Consider the following 17,078-nt stretch of genomic DNA (forward strand, 5'->3'; position numbering starts at 1 on the left):
ATGAATGGTTTTCTATACTCCAAAATGCTTGAAAGTATAGTGGTTATGCGAATAATCCAAAATTAGATATAAAAATTTTTTTATAAATTTTATCTAGAAGCCTTTAATATAAGGCTTTTTATTGTATAATATGTCGGAATATCTATGGTAAAATATACAAATTTCTGCTAGTATGAACATACAGGGAGGGAGAACTATGAACACAAGTGAAAAAAACAGTTATCTGATTATCTATGTTCTGCTTGACTTTGTCCGCTATGTAAAAGAATTGGAAAAAGCTGCTACGACAGAAGAAGAGCAAAAACGTATTCATGAACAGTGCGACCTTTTACAAAATTATTGTGGATTGTATCTGAAGCAGACACTTGGTGAACGTGAAGTTTCTATTTTTCTAAAAGAAATTCAAGATCTGCTAGCCTAGCTGTGGTAAGCAGATAAAAAGCTACAGAACGCTTTGTTTTAAACGGGGCATCTGTAGCATTTTTCTTGAAGGATAACGGTTTGCTTTTATACTATGCATTTCTTTATGATACGATAACTGCGTTTTTTTATATACGTTTCTTATATGTGAGGATACATACGTTTTCGTATCTGCCTCTTTCTTTTATAAGATAATGCATTTACATATCTGTCCACAACAAAGCTCATAAGAGATGTGTGTGGAAGATGATAAAAATGCTAACTTACAGAAATGTAAGTATATTGTAATACACATCCATGGCGTAGCAGACACAGATAACGTAAAATATGAGTGTACCATGGAGGTGATGATATGAAAACATTATGGAATCATCGAATCGAAGGCTGTATTTTATGTATGGCGATACTCTTATTTCTACAGACTCTGCTGCCACCATTTTTACATACCGGCATTTACTGGTGTCTGTTCTTCTTATTTCTTATGACCATACTATTATATCGACTTAATGCCATCCATGAGCATTTGCATAAATAAAGGAGGAGCTTATGAAACCTGTATTAGTTGTAGATAAAATTCAAAAATATTATGGAAATCGCGGTAACATAACAAAAGCAGTTGATAATATCAGCTTTTCTGTTGAACATGGGGAATTTGTTGGTGTGATGGGACCCAGTGGTTCTGGAAAGACGACACTGTTAAACTGTATCTCTACCATCGACACGGTAACCAGTGGTCACATTTTTATCAATGATTCTGATATTACAACATTGAAAAAAGGTGACTTAAGCAAATTTCGTCGTGAAGAATTGGGCTTTATTTTCCAAGACTTTAATCTGTTAGATACTTTAAATGCTTATGAAAATATTGCTTTAGCATTGACCATCCAAAAAGTGAAACCAGATACGATTGATAAACGTATCAAAGAAGTAGCTCATAAATTAAATATTCTTGATGTTTTACAAAAATATCCTTACCAGATGTCCGGCGGTCAAAAACAACGTGTCGCAAGTGCCCGAGCATTAATCACCAATCCAAGCTTGATATTGGCAGATGAACCAACAGGTGCTTTAGATTCCAAATCCAGTCGTATGCTATTAGATACTATGGAACATTTAAATCAAGAATTTAACGCAACCATCATGATGGTAACCCACGATGCGTTCACCGCATCCTATGCTCATCGTATTTTATTTATCAAGGATGGTAAGATTTTTAACGAACTTCATCGCGGCAATGACACGCGCAAAGCATTTTTCTCCCGTATTATGGAAGTTGTCACACTATTGGGAGGTGACATTAGTAATGTACTTTAGACTTGCCCTGCGCAATGTCCGAAAAAGTTATAAAGACTTCCTCATATATTTCTTGACCTTAGCCTTTTCTGTCTGTCTGTTCTATATGTTTAATTCCTTTCAAGAACAACAGGCAGTCATGGAGGTCAGTCAATCACAGATGGAAATGATTAAAATTCTGGTTTATACCATGAAATATCTTTCCATCTTTATTGCTATTGTCTTAGCCTTGCAACGGTGTACAAAGGGAACATAATAAAAAACTTAATAATGGACTGCCAATCTTACACAAAGTACCGCCCAAACGAGACTACGGGCGGTATTTTTGTATCATGGCGAAGAAAGGAGGAACTTCCCACGGGGGCTTGACTGAAAAGTTGAGCCCCTTTTTTCATGCCTAAAAACAGGAGGTAAATGCTTATGGCAGATGATAAAACTACAAAAACGCCGGGACAGCCGGTAACGGATACCGGGCCGGACAAGGAAACGCCTCCCGCTCCCCCAAAAGAGCCGGAGAAGGTTTCCGTTTCCCCGGAACCGGAAAAAAAGACGGAGCCAGAGGTAAAGAACCCACAGGTTTCTGTCTATAACTTCGCTGAGATTATGAAGGAAAAGAAAGCCGAGGAACGGGCGGCAGCTCCCGGCGGGGAAAAGCCTGACCCGGCAAAAGCGGAGAAACCGGAAAAGCAGCCGGAGGTTCCGAAAAAAGCGGAGGAAAAACCCAAAGAGCCGGAACAGCCGAAGCGCCGGGGCCGTCCCCCGAAAGCAGATAAGGACAAGGCCGCCGCTCCGAAGCCCAAAGCTCCTGCACAGAAACCGGGAAATGCGGTCAAAAAGGAACCGGAGAAAAAAGCAGCTCCACCGGTACAGGCCGCTCCCGCTCCAAAGGAACCCGATAAGCCGAAGGATGCTCCACGCCGGGGCAAGGAGCAGATCGTCTATATCAAGCTGAACGAACTCCACGCCTTCAAAAACCATCCCTTTGAAGTCCGGGACGATGAAGAAATGCGGGCTATGGTATCCAGCGTCAAGGACAAGGGAGTTACCCAGCCCGCTATTGTCCGTCCCCGTGAGGATGGCGGCTATGAAATCGTATCCGGCCACCGCCGCCAAAAAGCCAGCGAGCTTGCCGGGTATGCAGATATGCCCTGTATCGTCCGAAACCTGACGGATGATGAAGCCATCACGCAGATGGTAGAGGACAATCTGAACCAGCGTGAAGAAATCCTCCCCAGTGAGCGGGCCAAAGCCTTGAAAATGCAGCTTGAAGCTATCAAGCACCAGGGCTCCCGCACTTCGGGCCAGATTGACCCGAAGGACGCTGGCAAACGCTCCAATGAGATCGTGGCCGAGCGAAACAAGATGGCAGTCAAACAGGTGCAGCGGTATATCCGGCTGAATGAGCTGGTTCCCGACCTGATGAAGCTGATGGATGAAAAAAAGCTGGGCTTTACTACGGCGGTGGAACTTTCCTATATCGGCAAGAAGAACCAGAACTATATCGCCGTCGCCATTGACAGCCAGCAGTCCTCGCCTTCACAGGCGCAGGCAAAGCGTATGCGGGAGCTGGACGAAAAGAAGCTGCTCAACGGGGATGTAATCGACGGCATTATGATGGAGGACAAAAAGGAGGTAGACAAAGTGATTTTGACAGGTGCGGAACTGAGCAAGTATTTCGGCAAGGAAACTACGCCGAGGGAAATGAAGGATCAGATCATCAAGCTGCTGGACGACTGGAAGGGTCAGCAGAAGGAACACGAAAAGCCGGAGAAGAAAACCGAACAGGAAAAGTAAGCTAAAACTTCGGGTCAGCATGGCCCGAGGATTGCGGGGCTCTGCCCCGCGCCCCGAAGCTCTGGAGATATAAATGATTCCCCGTCGCCAGTTATTCCGTAGCATAGCCGGGAAAATCAGTCAAGGGCAGCGCCGCCGCAGGCGGTGCCGGAGGCACCCTTGACGGATTTCTCCCGGTTATGCTTTTTCCCGGTCAAGCGACGGGGATATAAATTCTCCAGAGCCGTTCCCCTTCCCGGGGGAAGGGGCGGAGGGGTTGGGCGATACCTTGCTTTTCCCTAAACCAAAACAGAAATGGAGGCTCAACCAATGAAACGACCTTTAGCGTACCTGACCGCCGCATGGAGCGGCGAGCCGGATGTTGATATGGAGCTGGCGGCCCACTACTGCCGTCTTGCTTATGAGGCGGGCTTTTCCCCGATCTGCCCGCTCTTGTACCTGCCGCTGTTTTTGAATGACAGCGTTCCCGAGGAACATAAGGCCGGGATCGATATGCGCCGGGATATGCTGCGGCGCTCCCATACCCTGATCGTCTGCGGTAGCGTTGTGGACGAGGATGTAAAAAACGATATTGCGGTTGCCGGACGGCTGGGCATTGCGGCGACAACGCTGGAAGGGGTGCTTGCCGTGAAGGGACACGGCACCCCGGGCCATGCCGGACATTAAGCTGGGGAGCCTTTTTGACGGGATCGGCGTGTTCCCTCTGGCCGCCTCCCGGTGCGGTATCCGTCCGGTATGGGCCAGCGAGATTGAGAAAGCGCCCATCTCCATAACCAAAAGGCACTTTCCCGATATGGCGCATTTGGGAGATATTACGAAGGTGGACGGCAGGAAAATCCCGCCTGTCCATATAATTACCTTCGGCTCTCCCTGTCAGAACCTTTCTCTGATCGGCAACCGCTCCGGCCTTGCCGGGGCAAAATCAAGCCTGTTCTATCAGGCGTTTCGTATCATACAGGAAATGAGGGATGCTACTGATAACCTATATCCAGCTATCGCTGTTTGGGAAAACGTCATGGGAGCGTTTTCTACAAATGACCGGATGGACTTTAGAGCCGTCCTATCCGCTTTCTCGGACACCGAAGTTCCAATGCCTCCTTCGGGAAGATGGGGAAACGCCGGAATGGTGCGAGGGGGAACGCCTGATGTGTGCTGGCGGCTCATGGACGCCCAGTATTGGGCAGGCTCCCGAAGGCTGGCACGAAGGCAGCGGATTTTCGTCGTGGCGGATTTTGGAGGCAGACGTGCCGCAGACATACTATTTAAGCCCCGTCCAATGCTCCCACTTCCTCCGCCTTGCGGAGAGGGCGGGCGGGCCGCCGCCGAAGGAGATCGAACAGCTTCTTTTGAAACAGGGCGGCAGATACCAGTCATCCACCCCTTTCAGTGCTTCCGTATGCGGGGAGCGGCAAAAAGGCAGGAAGAAACGGCCTTCCGAAACAGCTTCGGATTACCAACTGACCCTTTTCCCACTCTTTTAGCCAGTGATGTAACGCCCTTTGCCTTCTGGTATGAGGGCGACCCGGCGGGCGGCTGTATCCGCTTCTTGACGGAAACGGAAAGCGAGCGGCTGATGGGGCTGCCGGAGGGCTGGACAAAGTACGGGGCGGACGGCATGGAGATCCGGCCTCTGCAACGCTACAAGGCGCTGGGAAATGCGATTGCCCTCCCTTGTGCCGATTACATTATGGCCGGGATCTATGAGGTGCTGGCTGACCGGGTCGGAAAGGAGGAATAAGCCCATGTTTGAAGCCTATATAACCAATACAGCCCTGTACCCCTTAATGGGGATCGAGGTAGGGACAACGGTACATTTCCCCATGACGACACAGGAGTTGCAGGCCGCCCTTGCCAAAATCGGGATAGACGGGAAACGGTACAGCGAAGTGTTCTTTACCAGCTTTGACAGTGATGTGCTGGGGCTCTACGATCATCTCTACGAATGTGAGGACATCGACGAGCTGAACGAGCTGGGCCACGCTCTGGTGGAAGTACGGGATAAGGGCGGACTGGAAACCTTTGAAGCCGCTCTTGTCTTAGGAAACCACACAAGGAGCGTGAAGGATTTGATAAACCTGACGCAGAACCTTGACCTTTACCGCTTTTACCCGGATATTTCCGATGATGAAGGGCTGGGCCGTCTGTACGCCGACGAGCTTGGGACTATCGACATACCGGAGCACATTCAGAACTACTTCGATTATGAGGCATACGGGCGGGATGTGCGTATCAACGAGGGCGGCGTATTCGCTCCCGGTGGGTATGTGTCGGCAGTCCCGGAGGGCTTCAAGGAGTATTACCACGGGCCGCAGGACATTCCGCCGGAACACCGGATATTTGCCTATCCCGAAAAGGCCGAGCCTGTCCACTCCATTCTCGCCGCACTCAAACGGTTTCAAGAGACCCCGCCCGCTCCGAAGAAGAACAAGGCGGGGCCTTCCCATGAAGAACGGTAAGACTTCGGGCCAGCATGGCCCGAAGCATGAAGGAGGTGTATACCATCAACTATTACCCTATCAATGAAGGGGCCGCCCGCCGGGCAAAGGAAATGAACAGCTTTTCCGACTATAAGGAAGGGAGCGCAACGGCGGAATACCGGGCAATGGTGGATAAGGCCGCCGCCATAGCGGAACAGCAGAAATCCCGGGTAGACCCCATGTACCATGAAAAGATCGACCATCTGTTAGATACCTACGCCCGCAAGCTGGCCGAAAACATGAACCAGGGCTTTGCCATTGACGCAAGGGTTCCCTCTGTGATGATCGCCGGACCTGCCAATTTCCCGGTGGGAAAAAAGGAAAAGCAAAACCGGGCCCGGGACAGCAACATGGAGGAATGGCGGTATATTCAAGGGCTGCTGGATAAGATACGCAGTACCGGCATGGGCGGGATCAGTGCCGATGACCCGGCAGCGATTGAAAAGCTCCAGAAGAAGCTGGACGGGTTGGAACGCTCCCAGCTCATTATGAAGGAGGTCAACGCCTATTACCGCAAGCATGGCAAGCTGGATGGCTGTGCGTTGCTGTCGCCGGACCAGATCGAAAAGCTGAAAGCAAGCATGGCGTCAAGCTGGCGGAGCGACCCGAGGCCCTTTGAAAGCTACCAGCTTACCAACAACAATGCGGAGATCCGCCGGGTAAAGACCCGTATCGAACAGCTTTCCAAACAGGCACAGCAGGAATTTTCCGGCTGGGAGTTCGATGGGGGCCGTGTGGAAATGAACCGGGAGGACAACCGCTTGCAGGTATTCTTTGACGGAAAGCCTGACGCGGACACCCGGGCTGAGCTGAAAAGCAATGGTTTCCGCTGGGCTCCCAGCGTGGGCGCATGGCAGAGGCAGCTCACGGACAACGCCATCCGGGCGGCTGACCGCTTGGAATGTATCAAACCGCTGTCCGGCGAAAAGCCTTCCCAGCTTCAAAAGAAGCCCTCTATCTTGCAGACCATGCGGGAACAGGGCGAAAAAGTCCAGACGGAGCCGGAAAAGAAAGCTCCGTCCGGCAGGGATGCCGAGCGGTAAGCCTCGGGCCACATTGGCCCGAGGCTTTCTGTTCCCCGAGACTGTACGGGGGCCTCCCGGATAGCGGGGACCCCGACGGAAAGGAGGTTTTATGCAGGAAGAAGTAAACCAAAAAACAGTTGCCCTTTCGATCAGGACAACAAAGCTCACGGGAAAGGTGCTGGCTGCCGCACTTGGAAAGGTGGCGCGGGCGGTGCAAAAGCACCACCGGAAGGCGCTGACCCCGCAGGGACGCCAGAGCGTGAAAAAGCTGATGAACCACTATGGCGGCAAAAGTGCCATGCCCTATGTGGGAGCCCCAAAGGATTTTGACCGGATCGCGAAGGAGTTCCATGTGGACTACGCTTTCCATAAAGTGAGCCCCGGCCATTACCTGCTGTTTTTCAAAGCCAATCAGGCGGACGCCATCACGGCGGCCTTCCAGAAGTACAGCGCAAAGGTGCTGAACAAAGAGCAGGACAAGCCTTCCATCCTCGGCCAGCTTCGGAAATTCACGGAGCAGATCAGGACACAGGCGAAGGAAAAGCAGCGGACCAGAGAGGCGGTGAAGGACGGACGTTGAGTGACAAGATCAGAAAATATGTGCTCCCAAACCTGCCGTACCTCTTTGTGTTCTGGTTCTTCTCCAAAATCGGGACGGCCTACCGTATTGCGCCCGGCACAGACTTCGGGACAAAGCTCATGGGGATGCTCGATACCTTCCCAAAAGCCTTTGAAACCTACTGGCCGGGGCTGGGCGGTATTGACCTGCTGGTGGGCCTTGCCGGTGCGGCTGGGGTGTATCTGCTGATACAGTCAAAGATCAGGAAGGCGAAAAAATTCCGGCGGGATGCGGAGTACGGCACCGCCCGCTTCGGAACAAAGGAGGATATAAAGCCGTTTGTAGACCCTAAATTTCAGAACAATGTCATTCTGACCGGGACGGAGTTCCTTACCATGAACACCCGTCCGAAGATACCCGCCAATGCTCGGAACCTAAACGCCTGTGTCATCGGCTCGTCCGGTTCGGGAAAGACAAGGTTCTGGCTGACCCCGCAGCTCCTTCAAGCCCATTCCTCGTATGTGGTGGTAGACCCGAAGGGCGGCACCCTCGACCAGTGCGGGCGGTTTTTGCAACGGGAGAAATACAGGGTGCGGGTATTCAACAGTATCGACTTTTCAAAATCCATGCACTACAATCCGCTGGCCTATATCAAGACGGAAAGCGATGTTTTGAAATTCGTTACCGCCTTGATCGCCAACACCAAAGGCGACGGTAAGGAGGGCGACGAGTTCTGGACCAAAGCCGAAACCCTCTTGTACTGTGCCCTTGTGGCCTACATCGTCTTTGAGGGGCCGGAGGAAGAACGCAACATGAATACACTGGTGGAAATGATAAACAGCATGGAAGTCCGGGAGGATGACGAAACCTTCAAAAACGCGGTGGACTATATGTTTGACGGGCTGGAACGCCGCAGCCCCCAGCACTTCGCCGTGAGGCAGTATAAGAAATACAAGCTCGCCAGCGGCAAGACAGCAAAAAGTATTCTGATTAGCTGCGGTGCAAGGCTGGCTCCCTTTGATATTCCCCAGCTCAGGGAGATCATGTCTTATGACGAGCTGGAGCTGGATAAGCTGGGGGACGAAAAATCGGCGCTGTTCTTTCTTATCAGCGATACGGACACCACCTACAACTTTTTGGTTGCCCTCGCTTTCTCGCAGATGTTCAACCTTCTGTGTGAACGGGCTGACAACACCTATGGAGGGCGTCTGCCCTACCATGTGCGGGTGCTGTGGGACGAAGCTGCCAATACCGGACAGGTGCCGGGGCTGGAAAAGATCGTGGCTGTCATCCGCTCCCGTGAAATCAGCCTGACGCTCTTTTATCAGGCTATGAGCCAGTGCAAGGCATTGTACAAAGACCATTCCGAAACCATCATGGGCAACATGGACAGTATCGTGTTCCTCGGAGGCCGGGAGGCTTCCACCCTAAAGGATATTTCGGAAAACTGGCTGGGCAAGGCCACCATCTCTATGCAGACCGAGGGCCGAAGCCGTGGACAGTCTGAAAGTTACAGCCAGAATATGCAGCGGCTTGGCCGGGAACTGATGACCACCAGCGAGATCACCACCATGCCCGGAGATAAATGTATCTTGCAGCTTAGAGGGCTCCCACCCTTCCTGTCCCCGAAGTATGACTTGAAAAAGCACCCGAATTACAAGTGCACAGCCGAATTTGACAAAAAGAAAAACGCCTTCCGCTTGGAAAGCCTGTTCCGCCACCGGCCATTGAGACTAAAGCCGGAGGACGAATACACGGTGTACGAAGTGGACGGCTCCGACACGGACGAAGAAGCTGACCTGTTGAATTTCGATGATCTGGACAGCGACGAGTTTGTGTAACTTCGGGCCATGATGACCCGAAGCGCCGCCGATGTGGGCGGCTTTTTTTGTACCCAAAACCATCAAACAAACAAAATGGAGGAACTTATATGGAATTTTTCAATCAGGCAATCGACATTCTCAAGATTCTGGTCATGGCTCTTGGCGCCGGTCTGGCGGTATGGGGCGTCATCAACCTTCTGGAAGGTTACGGGTCGGACAACCCCGCGGCAAAAAGCCAGGGCATTAAGCAGCTCATGGCTGGCGGCGGTGTCGTTCTGATCGGCCTTCAGCTTATCCCTCTGCTGTCCGGGCTGTTCAGCTAAGTGTCACCCGTTGTCCCTTTTTCCAGAAAAGGAGCTGATGTATGGACTTTATCATCGACGCAATCGTTGAATGGCTGAAAGGTCTGCTCGTCGATGGTATCATGGGAAATCTGGATGGCCTTTTCGATAACGTCAATCAGAGCGTTGGCGAGATCGCCACACAGGTAGGCACGACCCCGGCGGACTGGAACGCCGGGGTCTTTTCCATGATACGACAGATCTCCGAAACTGCCATTCTGCCAATCGCCGGGGTCATCCTCACTTTTGTTATGACCTATGAACTGATACAGATGCTCATAGAACGCAACAACCTCCATGAAGTTGACACATGGATGTTTTTTAAGTGGGTGTTCAAAACCTTTGTGGCTGTGATGATCCTGACGAACACCTTCAATATCGTGCTGGCGGTCTTTGATGTGAGCCAGCATGTGATCCAACAGTCAGCGGGCATTATCCAGAACGGGACAGAGATCACGCCGGATATGCTGGACAGTCTGCGGACAGAGCTTGAAGCGATGGAGTTAGGACCTCTGTTCGGGCTCTGGCTCCAATCCTTCCTGATCCAGCTTACCATGATTGCCTTAAACATCGTGATCTTCGTTATCGTATATGGCCGTATGATTGAAATTTATTTACTCACAAGTTTAGCGCCTATCCCGTTTGCCACCGTCCCCAACAGGGAAACCGGACACATGGGGCAGAACTATTTCCGCTCCCTCTTTGCGGTGGGCTTTCAAGGTCTATTGATCTTGGTCTGTGTCGCCATCTATGCGGTGCTGATCCAGAGTATCGCCACCGACGGCGACCCCATCGGGGCGATCTGGGGCTGCGTGGGATATACGGTGCTGCTGTGTTTTACCTTATTCAAAACAGGCAGTCTTGCAAAATCCATCTTCGGCTGCCATTAAGAGACTTCGGGCCATGCTGACCCGAAGCGGAAAGGAGGATCATGCCGAAAGAAAAATTTTCGATAATCTATGCAGATCCACCGTGGCGGTATGAGCAGAAAAACAGGCAGGGATCAGCAGAGCTTCATTATCCCACTATGAGTATTGAAGAAATCTGTTCCCTTCCAGTAGCCGACTTGGCTGCAAAAGACAGCGTTTTGTTTCTGTGGGCAACATTCCCACAACTGCCGGAAGCCTTAAAGGTCATTAAAGCATGGGGCTTTTCTTATCGTTCTGTGGCTTTTGTATGGATAAAGAGGAACCGGCGCTCCTACTCATGGTTTTACGGTCTGGGGTATTGGACCAGAGGCAATGCAGAAATTTGTCTTTTAGCAGTAAAAGGACATCCGAAGCGTAAGTCTGCCGGTGTTCATCAGCTTATTGTTTCCCCGATAGAGCGCCACAGTAAAAAGCCGGACGAAGCCAGGCGGAAAATTGTAGAACTGATGGGCGATATACCACGAGTGGAATTGTTCGCCAGAGAAAAAAAGCCCGGATGGGACGTGTGGGGAAACGAAGTTGAAAGCACTGTAAACTTGTAACAGCTTCGGGCCATGCTGACCCGAAGCGGAAAGGAGAAATCCATGCAGGAAAAAACTGCGGGCGGAACACCAGCCGCCCCTATAAAGCTGGATGTAAGCGTGCGGGTCATCGAACCTGTGAAAAATCTCATGGGCTTTGCCAGCGTGAAATTCAATGACTGCTTTGTGGTGGAAAATCTGAAAATCGTACAGGGCAGCAAGGGCCTCTTTCTTGGGATGCCCAGCCAGCCGGACGGCAAAGGCGGCTATCGGGATATGGCCTACCCTGTCACAAAGGAGTTCCGGGAACAGCTCAACACCGCTGTTCTGCAAGCCTATGAGGCAAAGCTGGAACAGATGGCGGAGCGCGGCTCTGTGGGACGTGCGTCCATCAGCGACCAGCTCAAAGCCGGGAAAGCGGCTGCCGAGCAGGCAAAGGCAGAACGGTCCCCAAAGGAAAAGACCAGCCGTGGGGCGGAGCGTTGACCTCGGGCCATGCTGGCCCGAAGCAGAAAGGAGGCGTGAACCATGCCACGCAAACGGACGGGCTATGACGCGGCCTGCTACTATGACGGAAAACTGCTGGGCCGCTGTACCAAAGCGGACAGCGACGCCTATACCCTGTTGATGAACGCCTGCGGCGGGGACGCCGCCCGTGTCCTGCGGGAATACGCCTACTTTTCCCCGGAGCTGAAGGCCATCTTGGAAAAGGCGGCGCTCATGCAGGCGGACCGGAGCCGGACGGGCGGAATGTTCCATGCGCCGAAAAGCTCCCCGTGGGGCGAGGTGCAGAGCTGTGAAACCCTCTGTCCGGGGGTGTTTCTGGTATCTACCGCCAGCCACGGCGGAACGATGGTGGCAAACGAGGTAGCCGCCGTCCTCTCCCCAGCGGCCAAAAAATGCGGCTTCAAGGACAAAGGCTATATCTGCTATGAGGAGGACGCACAGGAAAGTGTGGTGCTCCGGGAGCTGGTGGACAAAAAGCTGTGGAACATCCCTGACCGCATTAAGGACAAAGAACAGTTTGAAGAAAAACTCAATCAGTCCATCCGGCAGTATCACCCCGAATACTGGCGGGCGAGGCAGAGTGGACGAGAAGCCGTCGAAGCTGCCCGCAGCACAGCCCCGGCCAAAGAGGCCGCAAGATAACCTCGGGCCATGCTGGCCCGAAGCAGTGAAGGAGGTGTACCCAAATGGCCTATGTTCCAGTACCAAAAGACCTTTCCAAAATCAAGACAAAGCTGGCCTTCAACCTGACGAAGCGCCAGCTTGTTTGTTTTTCCGGCGCGGCGGCGGTGGGCCTCCCGGCTTACCTGTTTTCCCGTGGCAGTATCGGGAACAGCGCTGCCATGTTCCTGATGATCGGCCTCATGCTCCCGTTCTTCTTTCTGGCTATGTATGAACGGGACGGCCTCCCGCTGGAAAAAGTGCTGAAAAACATCATCCGCACCCGGTTCCTCTATCCCCGTGTGCGGCCTTACAAAACCGAAAATTTCTATGCGCTGCTTAGCGCCAGAAAGGAGGCGCAGCCGATTGCGAAACAGCAGAAGGGCCGGAAAGCCCGCAGGCAAAAAGCCTGAAAAGCAGGGCCTTCTCGGCCTGTTCACAAAGGGAAAGAACATTCCCACCACCGCCCAGCAGACCCTCCCTTACCGGGAAATGTACCGGGATGGGGTGTGCCGGGTAGCGGAACGCTATTACACCAAAACCATTGAATACGAGGACATCAACTACCAGCTCGCACAGTCCGAAGATCAGGCAGCCATTTTTGACGGGTGGAGCGCCTGTCTGAACTACTTTGACAGCAGCCTTCCGTTCCAGCTTTCCTTCCTCAACCACCGGAGCCGCCCGGGCAGCCGGTACAGCGTGAACATCCCCATGCAGGATGACGATTACAACAGCGTCCGGTGTGAGTATGTGGAAATGCTGGAAAACCAGATCGCCAAAAGCAACAACGGCATTGTCCGCACAAAGCTCCTGACCTTCGGTGTGAACGTAGACGACCTTTCCACCGCCAGGGCAAGGCTGGAACGTGTAGAGGCGGACATTTGCGGGAACTTCAAAAAGCTGGGCGTCAAGTGCCGCTCCCTTTCGGGGCTGGAACGGCTGGAGCTCCTTTACGGGCAGCTCCACCCCGGCAGCGGCTCCCCCTTCCGGTTTTCATGGGATATGATCCCCAAAACCGGGCTTTCCACCAAAGACTTTATCGCCCCGGACAGCTTTGATTTCCGTTTCAGCCGACTGTTCCGGGTGGGGACGACCTGGGGCGCTGCCTCTTACTTGCAGATTTTGGCTTCGGAGCTCTCGGACAAGCTGCTGGCGGAGCTTTTGGAAATGGATGCGGAAATGACCATTACCCTCCATATCCAGACCGTCGATCAGGCCGCCGCCGTAAAATCCATCAAGGCCAAAGTTTCCGACATTGACAAGATGAAAGTGGAGGAACAAAAAAAGGCAGCCCGGTCAGGGTACGACATGGACATACTCCCGCCCGACCTTGTAACGTACAGCAACGACGCAAAGACCCTTCTGGAAGATTTACAGAGCCGGAATGAAAGAATGTTCCTGCTGACCTTCCTTGTGGTAAACATGGCCCCGACCCGCCGGGAGCTGGACAACGACCTGTTCACGGTGTCCGGTATCGTCCAGAAATACAACTGCACCTTGAAGCGGCTGGACTTCCAGCAGGAGGACGGTTTTCTTTCCAGCCTTCCGCTGGGCCATAACGGCATTGAGATCAAGCGCGGCATGACGACCAGCTCCACGGCCATTTTCGTTCCCTTTATGACGCAGGAGCTCCGCATGGATGGCGAAGCCGTCTATTATGGGCTCAACGCCCTTTCCCATAACGTCATCATGGCAAACCGGAAAAAGCTCAAAAACCCCAACGGCCTGTTCCTCGGCGTGCCGGGCTCCGGCAAATCCTTTGCCGCAAAGCGGGAGCTTGTGAACGTGTTTCTTGCCACAAAAGACCGCATTATCGTGGTGGACCCGATGGGCGAATACTCGCCCCTTATCAGGCGGCTGGGCGGACAGGTCATCGAGATCGCCCCGGACAGCCCCCACCACATCAACCCGATGGACATTGATTTGAGCTTCGACGAGGAAAACCCGATGGCGCTGAAAGCCGACTTTATCCTGTCGCTGATGGAGCTGATCGTCGGCGGCAAGGACGGCTTGCAGCCGGTGGAGCGTACCGTCATTGACCGCTGTGTGCGCCAGATGTACCGGGAACACTTGCAGGACCCGGAAACAAGCAAAATGCCGACCCTCCAAACCCTGTATGACCTGCTCTGTTCCCAGCCGGAGGGCGAGGCGGTGCGGCTGGCGACGGCCCTTGAAATTTATGTGTCGGGCTCTCTCAACGTATTCAACCATGAAACCAACGTGGACCTGAACCGCCGTCTGGTATGCCTTGACTTAAAAAAGCTGGGGGCCGGGCTTCGGACGATTGCCATGCTCATTATGCAGGACTTGGTAAACTCGCAGGTGTCCATGAATTTCCTCCGCGGTATCGCTACATGGTGCTACTTTGACGAATTTCATGTGCTGCTCCGTGACCGTCTGACGGCAAGCTATTGTGTGGCGATCTGGAAAATGCTGCGAAAAAAAGGGTGCGTTCCGAGTGCTTTAACGCAGAACGTAAAGGATTTTCTGGCAAGCCCGGAGATCGAGAACATCTTTGAAAACTCGGACTTCCTTGTGCTGCTCTCGCAGGCACAGGGGGACCGGCAGATTTTAGCCAAACAACTTGGGATCAGCCCCCACCAGCTTTCCTATGTGACCCATACCAATTCCGGCGAAGGGCTGCTGTTCTTCGGGAATACCACCATCCCGTTTGTTGACCGCTTCCCGCAGAATACCGAGCTGTACGCCATTATGACCACCCGCCCGGAGGACAAAAAACAGGAAATGAACCGGGCATAACACACTTCGGGCCATGCTGGCCCGAGGTTTGGAAAGGAGGGATACATCATCGGAAAGAAACCGGACAAACGGAATTTTCAAAGGCCGGAGCCGACGGAGGATACCGGGGGCAATCGCCCCGGACCGGCTGAACGGGAAGGGCCTTCCCCCGCACCATCCCGACGCCTGCGATTTGAGGACGAAGATACCGGACAGGACAGTCCTTCGGGCCACGATGGCCCGAAGTCCAAAAGCGGCAAGTTTCAAGAGGACAGTCGCAAAAGCCGTCCCTCTGACCGCATGAGGCAGGAGGATGAAGCGGGCGGGCCGCAGGATACCGGCAAGGCACAGGAGCCGGAGGGCTCCACTGAGAAGGCCGGGAGCAAAAAGGATAAGTACCAGAAAGCACAGGCCAAAGCGGAACACGCCGGGGAAAAGCTGGGAAAGGCCCGGGAGAAACTGGACAAGACCGAGGCAAAACGGGCAGCGAAGAAGCCGCCGGGGCTTGCAAAAAAGGCAGTCCGGGGAGCCCGTACAGAAGCATGGTTCTATGTCCACAACAAGATCCACGAGGTCGAGCATGAAAATGTGGGTGTGGAAGGAGCCCATAAGTCGGAACTTGTGGCCGAGGCCGGAGCCCGGAAACTGACTCGGTATGCCAAACGGAGATACCGGGAGCACCCGGCCCGGAAGGTGGCAAAGTGGGAACGGAAGGACATAAAAGCCCGGGCCAATGTGGATTTTCAGAAAATGGCCTCCGAGCACCCGGAGCTTGCCAGCAATCCGCTTTCCCGTGTGCAGCAGAAATGGAAACTGAAACGCCGGTATTCCAAAGAAGCAAAGGCTGCTGCAAAACAGGGCGCAAAGGCCGCAAAGAAAACCGCTGCCGCTTCGGGAACTGCGACCCGTCGGGCGGCGCAGTTTGTGACCCGTCATCCTGTGGCGGTGCTGATCCTGCTCCTGCTGTTGCTGCTCTGTTTTCTTGTGTCGGCGGTAAGCTCCATTTTCCCCACGCTTGGCAGCGGCCTTGCCAATGCGTTATCCGGCACCTCCTACGCCTCGGAGGATACGGACCTGCTGGGGGTGGACGAGGACTACACAGCGTTGGAAAACGAGCTGGCGCAGACGGTAGCGAACATCGAAAGCACCCATCCCGGATATGACGAGTACCGCTATTCCGTGGACGAGATCGGCCACAACCCCTATGAGCTGGCGTCCTATCTCTCGGCAAAGTACCATGTGTATTTCCGGGAACAGGTGCAGGACGAGCTGCGGGAGATCTTCGAGGCACAGTATGAGCTGACCTTGACGGAGGAAGTCGAGATACGCTACCGCACCGAAACCAGCACCGACCCGGAGACTGGGGAAACTACCACCGAGGAAGTCCCCTATGAGTATTACATCTTAAATGTGACCCTCACAAACAAGACGCTGCCCGCCGTGATTCTGCCGAGGCTTGACGAACAGCAGAGGCAGATATACACCGTTATGCAGCAGCTCAAAGGCAACAAGCCCTATCTGTGGGAGGGGATTTACAACGGCGGCGAAGATACCGGCCCCAGCTATGAGATACCCGGCGAGGCACTGGATGACCCGGCTTTTGCGGCGCTCATGGAAGAAGCCACAAAGTACATCGGCTGGCCCTATGTGTGGGGCGGCTCCAGCCCGTCCACCTCCTTTGACTGTTCGGGCTTTGTCTGCTGGGTGTACTCGGCCAGCGGCGTCCACAACCTGCCCCGTACCACGGCGCAGGGCATTTACAACCAGTGCGCTATCATTTCCCCTTCCGAGGCAAAGCCCGGCGACATTATCTTTTTCACAGGAACCTATGACAGTGGAGTGCCTGTGTCCCATGTGGGGATTGTGCGTCCAGAGGGACGAAAGTTAGAAGTAGATTAAAGAAAGGGGGACAGAAAAAAAAAAAAAAAAAGGCACTACCCCGTAAGATAACACGGGAAACCACCTGCCTAACCGAAAGGTGAAAACTGTA

At 53.1% G+C, this 17,078-nt stretch carries 18 protein-coding genes and 1 pseudogene; all 19 read left to right on the forward strand.

Annotation, left to right across the window (positions count from 1 at the left end; genetic code table 11):
* Window positions 1-196 precede the first annotated feature (196 nt).
* Window positions 197-421, forward strand: coding sequence for a hypothetical protein (locus ACESSZ_RS14865; protein ID WP_008690004.1), 225 nt, complete (start codon window positions 197-199; stop codon window positions 419-421).
* A gap of 351 nt (window positions 422-772) precedes the next feature.
* Complete coding sequence (locus ACESSZ_RS14870; RefSeq protein WP_008690005.1) at window positions 773-955, forward strand: hypothetical protein; 183 nt, start codon at window positions 773-775, stop codon at window positions 953-955.
* Between the two features lie 11 nt (window positions 956-966).
* Window positions 967-1,734, forward strand: a complete 768-nt coding sequence (locus tag ACESSZ_RS14875) for an ABC transporter ATP-binding protein (protein WP_008690006.1) — start codon at window positions 967-969, stop codon at window positions 1,732-1,734.
* Window positions 1,724-1,969: a hypothetical protein gene (locus ACESSZ_RS14880; RefSeq protein WP_499842874.1), complete on the forward strand. Its 246-nt coding sequence runs from the start codon at window positions 1,724-1,726 to the stop codon at window positions 1,967-1,969. Before ACESSZ_RS14875 ends, ACESSZ_RS14880 begins: the two co-directional genes overlap by 11 nt.
* A 158-nt stretch (window positions 1,970-2,127) precedes the next feature.
* A complete protein-coding gene (locus ACESSZ_RS14885) occupies window positions 2,128-3,507 on the forward strand; it encodes a ParB/RepB/Spo0J family partition protein (RefSeq protein ID WP_173793694.1) in 1,380 nt (459 codons plus the stop codon).
* 309 nt (window positions 3,508-3,816) lie between these two features.
* Window positions 3,817-4,173: a DUF7768 domain-containing protein gene (locus tag ACESSZ_RS14890; protein ID WP_009901612.1), complete on the forward strand. Its 357-nt coding sequence runs from the start codon at window positions 3,817-3,819 to the stop codon at window positions 4,171-4,173.
* Window positions 4,160-5,245 carry a DNA cytosine methyltransferase gene (locus tag ACESSZ_RS14895; RefSeq protein WP_042898648.1) on the forward strand — a complete coding sequence of 362 codons (1,086 nt, stop codon included), beginning with the start codon at window positions 4,160-4,162 and terminating at the stop codon, window positions 5,243-5,245. Before ACESSZ_RS14890 ends, ACESSZ_RS14895 begins: the two co-directional genes overlap by 14 nt.
* Before the next feature lie 4 nt (window positions 5,246-5,249).
* Complete coding sequence (locus ACESSZ_RS14900) at window positions 5,250-5,963, forward strand: antirestriction protein ArdA (RefSeq protein WP_023042343.1); 714 nt, start codon at window positions 5,250-5,252, stop codon at window positions 5,961-5,963.
* Window positions 5,964-5,989: 26 nt separating this feature from the next.
* A complete protein-coding gene (locus ACESSZ_RS14905) occupies window positions 5,990-7,027 on the forward strand; it encodes a DUF8626 domain-containing protein (protein ID WP_243870782.1) in 1,038 nt (345 codons plus the stop codon).
* Window positions 7,028-7,118: 91 nt separating this feature from the next.
* Window positions 7,119-7,589, forward strand: a complete 471-nt coding sequence (locus ACESSZ_RS14910) for a PcfB family protein (protein WP_117567974.1) — start codon at window positions 7,119-7,121, stop codon at window positions 7,587-7,589.
* Window positions 7,586-9,409, forward strand: coding sequence for a VirD4-like conjugal transfer protein, CD1115 family (locus ACESSZ_RS14915; RefSeq protein ID WP_499842875.1), 1,824 nt, complete (start codon window positions 7,586-7,588; stop codon window positions 9,407-9,409). Before ACESSZ_RS14910 ends, ACESSZ_RS14915 begins: the two co-directional genes overlap by 4 nt.
* Window positions 9,410-9,498: 89 nt before the next feature.
* A complete protein-coding gene (locus ACESSZ_RS14920; RefSeq protein ID WP_016306504.1) occupies window positions 9,499-9,714 on the forward strand; it encodes a Maff2 family mobile element protein in 216 nt (71 codons plus the stop codon).
* Between the two features lie 41 nt (window positions 9,715-9,755).
* Window positions 9,756-10,622: a VirB6/TrbL-like conjugal transfer protein, CD1112 family gene (locus ACESSZ_RS14925; protein WP_173793786.1), complete on the forward strand. Its 867-nt coding sequence runs from the start codon at window positions 9,756-9,758 to the stop codon at window positions 10,620-10,622.
* Between the two features lie 41 nt (window positions 10,623-10,663).
* Complete coding sequence (locus ACESSZ_RS14930) at window positions 10,664-11,203, forward strand: MT-A70 family methyltransferase (protein WP_023042361.1); 540 nt, start codon at window positions 10,664-10,666, stop codon at window positions 11,201-11,203.
* Between the two features lie 42 nt (window positions 11,204-11,245).
* Complete coding sequence (locus ACESSZ_RS14935; RefSeq protein ID WP_499842876.1) at window positions 11,246-11,668, forward strand: septation protein SpoVG family protein; 423 nt, start codon at window positions 11,246-11,248, stop codon at window positions 11,666-11,668.
* A 42-nt stretch (window positions 11,669-11,710) separates the two neighbouring features.
* Complete coding sequence (locus ACESSZ_RS14940) at window positions 11,711-12,331, forward strand: DUF7007 domain-containing protein (protein WP_173793788.1); 621 nt, start codon at window positions 11,711-11,713, stop codon at window positions 12,329-12,331.
* Between the two features lie 44 nt (window positions 12,332-12,375).
* Window positions 12,376-12,762, forward strand: coding sequence for a PrgI family protein (locus ACESSZ_RS14945; protein ID WP_023042364.1), 387 nt, complete (start codon window positions 12,376-12,378; stop codon window positions 12,760-12,762).
* Window positions 12,680-15,109, forward strand: a complete 2,430-nt coding sequence (locus ACESSZ_RS14950) for a VirB4-like conjugal transfer ATPase, CD1110 family (RefSeq protein ID WP_482558904.1) — start codon at window positions 12,680-12,682, stop codon at window positions 15,107-15,109. Before ACESSZ_RS14945 ends, ACESSZ_RS14950 begins: the two co-directional genes overlap by 83 nt.
* A gap of 279 nt (window positions 15,110-15,388) precedes the next feature.
* Window positions 15,389-16,975, forward strand: a pseudogene (locus ACESSZ_RS14955) (C40 family peptidase); the annotation flags it as partial.
* Window positions 16,976-17,078 lie beyond the last annotated feature (103 nt).

The sequence above is a fragment of the Eubacterium sp. 3_1_31 genome (assembly GCF_964249515.1).
Classification (GTDB): Bacteria; Bacillota_I; Bacilli_A; order Erysipelotrichales; family Erysipelotrichaceae; genus Longicatena; species Longicatena caecimuris.